The sequence below is a fragment of the Streptomyces sp. NPDC056948 genome (genome assembly GCF_042674225.1).
Lineage (GTDB): Bacteria > Actinomycetota > Actinomycetes > Streptomycetales > Streptomycetaceae > Streptomyces > Streptomyces purpurascens.
This window is the reverse complement of the sequence record NZ_JBHUQX010000571.1, coordinates 1-4,697: the sequence shown is the minus strand read 5'-3', so window position 1 is coordinate 4,697 and position 4,697 is coordinate 1. Positions and strand designations below refer to the sequence as shown.

The window sequence follows — 4,697 nt, the reverse complement described above, 5'->3', positions numbered from 1 at the left end:
AGTAGGACGCCGCCGAACAATCATTCAAGAAAACCCCGCATCTTCGGATGCGGGGTTTTCTTGCGTTTAGGGTCGTGGATATGAACTACGACCTCGTTATCTTCGACAACGACGGTGTCCTCGTCGACAGTGAGCCCATCTCCAACCGGCTGCTGGCCGCGTATCTCACCGAGCTCGGGCATCCGACCTCGTACGAGGAGTCCATTCGGGACTACATGGGGTCGGCGATGCACCGGATTCATGAGCTGGTTCTCGAGCGGACGGGACAGCGGTTGCCGGAGAGCTTCGACGACGTCTTTCACGCGCGGGTGTTCGCGGCGTTCGAGCAGGAGCTCGTGGCTGTGGCCGGGGCCCGTGGCGTCCTGGAGAAGCTCGCCGCTGACGGCGTGCCGTACTGCGTGGCCTCGTCCGGGAGCCATGAGCGGATTCGAGTGGGGCATCGGACGACCGGGCTCAGCCAGTGGTTCGACGAGGGGCGGATCTTCAGCTCTCAGGACGTCGGTCGGGGGAAGCCGGCTCCCGATCTGTTCCTGTACGCGGCCGAGCGGATGGGGGTCGCGCCGGAGCGGTGTGTCGTCGTCGAGGACAGCCCGCTGGGGGTGCGGGCGGCGGTCGCGGCCGGGATGGACGTGTACGGGTTCACCGCCATGACACCGGCGGAGAAGCTCGCCGGCGCCACCCGGCTCTTCTCTCACATGGGGGAGCTGGGCGATCTGGTGGTGTGAGTCCGTGGAAGATGAGGCAAATTCATCTTTGGCTGGATCTACCCACGAGTAAGCCGGAGCCCTACGCTCGCCGCCATGACTGATGTGCTGCGGCGCGGCAGGGGCTCTTTGGCGTTCAGCTTCTTGGTGCAGGGGGTCGCCTTCGCTCTGCTCGTGACGCGGATCCCGGCCATCCAGGACCGCTACGGGGTTTCCGACGCGCTGCTGCCCGCCTTTCTGGCCGCCGTGCCGGTCCTCGCCGGGGTCGGGAGCGTCAGCACCGAGCGGCTGGTGAAGCGGGTGCCGCCGAGCCGGCTGCTGCGGTGGTCCCAGCCCGTGGTGCTGCTGGCGCTGCTCGGGGTCGGGGCCGGGGAGCGGATGGTGGAGCTGGGGGTCGCGCTCGCGGCGTTCGGGCTCGCCGTCGGGGTGCTGGACGCGTCGATGAACATGCTCGGGGTGAGCCTGCAGCGGTCGTACGGGCGCAGCATCATGCTCAGTTTTCATGCGGCCTACAGTCTGGGCGGGATCGTCGGGGCCTCGCTGGCGTGGGTGGGGGCGCACTGGGATCTGGCGTTGTGGGTGTCGTATCTGCCGGTCGTGCTGTTGTTGTTGCCCGCTGTGCTGGTGGGGAGCCGGTGGTATGTCGACGGCGGCGACGCGGGTCCGGTGGCGGAGTCCGGGGTGGAGAGGAAGTCGGGCGAGGGGCAGGCCCTCGCGTTCAAGCTGCTGTTGCCGCTGTGTCTGGTGATGACCGTCGCGTACATCGGGGACTCGACGGTCTCCAACTGGAGTGCGAAGTATCTGCAGGACGTGCTGGGGAGCTCGGAGCAGATGGCGACGGTGCCTTACAACGTGTACATGGTCACCACGCTGGTGGGGCGAACGTTGGGGGACTTCGGGGTGCGGCGGTTCGGGGCGGCCGCGGTCGTGCGGGCCGGGGCGCTGGTCGCGGCGGGTGGGTTCGCCGTGGTGGCGGGTGCGCCCGGGGCGTGGGTCGGGATGCTGGGGTTCACGCTGCTGGGGCTGGGGCTGTGTGTGCTGGTGCCGCAGACGTTCGCGGCGGCCGGCAGGTTGTTCCCGGGGGCTTCGGATGCGGCTGTGGCGCGGCTGAATGTCTTCAACTATGTGGGGTTCTTGATCGGTTCGCCGTTGGTGGGCGCGCTCGGGGATCTGTGGAGCTACCGCGGGGCCATGCTCGTGCCGATGGTGTTGGTGCTGGTGACGCTGGTGTACGCCCGGTCGTTCGCCGCTCAACCGGACCGATACGGTGGCGGTCATGAGCGGCCGCACACAGCTGATGTGGGACGAGGCAGTAACGGGCTATGACTTCGGTCCCGGGCATCCGATGGACCCGGTCCGGCTCGCGCTGACCCGGAGACTGGTCGATGCCTTCGGGCTGGACCGTGAGGTGGAGGTGGTCGCCGCGAAGGCGGCCGGGGAGTCGACGTTGCGGCTCGTCCACCGGGAGGACTACATCGAGGCGGTGAAGGCCGCGTCGGCGGAGCCCGGGGCGGCGGACCAGTCGTACGGGCTGGGGACGATGGACGATCCGGCCTTCGCGGGGATGCACGAGGTGTCGTCGCTGATCGCCGGGCAGTCGGTGGGCGCGGCGGAGGCCGTGTGGCGGGGTGAGACGCCGCACGCGGTGAACTTCGCGGGCGGGCTGCATCACGCGATGCCGGGCGGTGCGTCCGGGTTCTGCATCTACAACGACGCGTCGCTGGCGATCGCCAGGCTGCTGGAGCTCGGGGCCGAGCGGGTCGCCTACATCGATGTCGACGTGCATCACGGGGACGGGGTGCAGGCGGCGTTCTGGGACGACCCGCGGGTGCTGACGATCTCGCTGCACGAGCATCCCCGGACGCTGTTCCCGCAGACCGGGTGGCCGGAGGAGACCGGGGCGGACTCCGCGGAGGGCTCGGCGGTGAATGTGGCGCTGCCGGCCGGGACCGGGGACGCCGGGTGGCTGCGGGCGTTCCATTCGGTGGTGCCGGAGCTGATCGCCGATTTCCGGCCGCAGGTGCTGGTGACGCAGCACGGGGCCGACACGCACTTCGAGGATCCGCTGGCGCATCTGGCCGTGTCGCTGGACGCGCAGCGGGCGGTGCAGGTGGCCTGTCACGACCTGGCGCACGAGTACGCCGACGGGCGGTGGGTGGCCCTTGGCGGGGGCGGCTACGCGGTGGTGGACGTCGTACCGAGGTCGTGGACGCATCTGGTCGCCATCGCGGCGCACCGGGAGGTGGAGCCCGAGGCGGTGATCCCCGAGGGATGGCGGCAGGAAGTGTTCGCGCGGACGCGGCAGTTGGCCCCGGCGCGGATGACGGACGGGCGCTGGCCCGTGGAGTGGACCGGCTGGGAGGCGGGGTACGACCCGGCGGATCGGCTGGACCAGGCGGTGCTGGCGGCCCGGCGGGCGGTGTTCCCGCTGCGGGGGCTGCTGCCGGGGTGAGACGCCGCCGGTAGGCCGACCGTGTGGGTGTTCGCCGGTTCTCGGGACAGGTGAGGCCCTGGTCGCGGACGATCTTCTCGTGCTGACCCCCGAAGTCCTTCGTACGCACCTGGTGGGTGCACGCCTCGCCGGTACCGTGGCCACGTCGCGGGAGGAGAGCCTGCGCAGCTACCGGCTCTTCGCTGCCCGGGACCCCCGTGTGCTGCTCGGCATCGACCCTGAAGGGGCTTGGAAGCAGCGGGAATTGATCGAGCTGATGGCGGAGCGGTGCGGGGTTTCGGTCGATTCTCGGCGGACTTCCGGCCAGGACGTGATCGATCCGCTGCGGACCGTGGCCGCGCTGGACGCCTTCGCGGACCGTCTCGCCGAGGTCGCTCAGCGGGGTGCTCCGGTGCTTCTCGGTACCGGGCACCCGCACCGGCTGCTCGGCTTCTACGCCGCTCTGGCAGACGCGCTGTCGGCGGCGGGGTGTGCGGTTCTCACCCCTGCGCAGGGTCGCTGTGTCGACATAACGACCCGGTTCGGCCTACGCACGTACAACCTCGACTACGTACGAGGAGTCGCGCTGGTGCGGGCGCCCGGGGCGGAACGCCCCGGTTGTGAGCCCGGCGCACATACGCACTCCCCTCTCCCGGTTCGTACCGCGCTGGCCGCCGCGGCGGAGGCCGGCGGGCCTCTTCCCGAGCTGGTGATCGGGGACCACGGGTGGGTCTGCGGAGCAGGTCAGCTGGGGTTCGAGGCCATCGGGCCGGCCGATACGGACGATCCCGCCCCGTTCGTCGGGCAGGCGGAGGGGTCCGTGTCCGTCGTCGTTCCACTTGATGACGGCGTGCGATCTGATTACTACCTGCCGCTTACCCGCTACGTACTCAATCGGGCGTGTCTGTCACAGTAGGCCGTTGATGGGTGCACCTCTTCCCCACTCGCATCACAGGCCCCTACATTGGGGAGTGAGCACGCAGCGACGAAGAGTCACCGGAAGGGGAAGCCGGTGGCCGTCGAGTGCGGAAGGTTCAGGTGTGTCATGGCTGCAGCAGGCGAGAGGCCTCTGAACGAGGTTCAGTTCCTTACCGTGGCGGAAGTCGCCTCGGTGATGCGAGTGTCGAAGATGACCGTGTACCGGCTGGTGCACAGCGGTCATCTGCCCGCGATCCGTGTGGGGCGGTCATTCCGCGTCCCGGAGCAAGCGGTTCACGAGTACCTTCGCGAGAGTTACGTGGGGGTGGAAACCGCCTGACGGCTGGGGCGGGGTGATCCCTCACAGGGCACTCGGGATCACCCTGGCCTCCTCGATTACGACCTCAGCGCTCGGGCGGGTAGGCTAGCCCCTCGTAGGTCGTATGGGCCCATGGCGCCCAGCACCGAGTGATGAGAAGTGAGCGAGGGTAGTCGTGGGCTCTGTTATCAAGAAGCGGCGCAAGCGGATGGCCAAGAAGAAGCACCGCAAGCTGCTCAAGCGCACGCGCGTTCAGCGTCGCAACAAGAAGTAAGTTCGCGACCCGGACGCCGCGAGAGCGTCGTTGTGGCCCCCCACCAACTGG

The 4,697-nt window shown here is 69.0% G+C and carries 6 protein-coding genes; all 6 read left to right on the top strand.

What is annotated here, in order from left to right:
• Positions 1–80 precede the first annotated feature (80 nt).
• The gene (locus tag ACFTZL_RS41270) at positions 81–725 is read left to right on the top strand and encodes an HAD family hydrolase (protein ID WP_382594636.1); all 645 of its coding nucleotides are present in this window, start codon (positions 81–83) and stop codon (positions 723–725) included.
• A 75-nt stretch (positions 726–800) separates the two neighbouring features.
• Positions 801–2,030 carry an MFS transporter gene (locus tag ACFTZL_RS41265; protein ID WP_382594633.1) on the top strand — a complete coding sequence of 410 codons (1,230 nt, stop codon included), beginning with the start codon at positions 801–803 and terminating at the stop codon, positions 2,028–2,030.
• Positions 1,981–3,156, top strand: coding sequence for an acetoin utilization protein AcuC (locus tag ACFTZL_RS41260; protein WP_382594630.1), 1,176 nt, complete (start codon positions 1,981–1,983; stop codon positions 3,154–3,156). Before ACFTZL_RS41265 ends, ACFTZL_RS41260 begins: the two co-directional genes overlap by 50 nt.
• Positions 3,157–3,235: 79 nt before the next feature.
• A complete protein-coding gene (locus ACFTZL_RS41255) occupies positions 3,236–4,051 on the top strand; it encodes a phosphatase (RefSeq protein ID WP_382594627.1) in 816 nt (271 codons plus the stop codon).
• Between the two features lie 129 nt (positions 4,052–4,180).
• Positions 4,181–4,393: a helix-turn-helix domain-containing protein gene (locus tag ACFTZL_RS41250; RefSeq protein ID WP_004984898.1), complete on the top strand. Its 213-nt coding sequence runs from the start codon at positions 4,181–4,183 to the stop codon at positions 4,391–4,393.
• Positions 4,394–4,547: 154 nt separating this feature from the next.
• Entirely contained in the window at positions 4,548–4,646 is a 99-nt protein-coding gene (locus ACFTZL_RS41245) for a 30S ribosomal protein bS22 (protein ID WP_003948845.1), read from the top strand.
• The last annotated feature ends 51 nt before the right edge of the window (positions 4,647–4,697 follow it).

Excerpts from the sequence above, each read along its gene's own strand:
- ACFTZL_RS41270 (WP_382594636.1), top strand. The coding sequence starts at position 81 with ATGAACTACGACCTCGTTATCTTCGACAACGACGGTGTCCTCGTCGAC.
- ACFTZL_RS41260 (WP_382594630.1), top strand. The coding sequence starts at position 1,981 with ATGAGCGGCCGCACACAGCTGATGTGGGACGAGGCAGTAACGGGCTAT.
- ACFTZL_RS41265 (WP_382594633.1), top strand. The coding sequence starts at position 801 with ATGACTGATGTGCTGCGGCGCGGCAGGGGCTCTTTGGCGTTCAGCTTC.
- ACFTZL_RS41250 (WP_004984898.1), top strand. The coding sequence starts at position 4,181 with ATGGCTGCAGCAGGCGAGAGGCCTCTGAACGAGGTTCAGTTCCTTACC.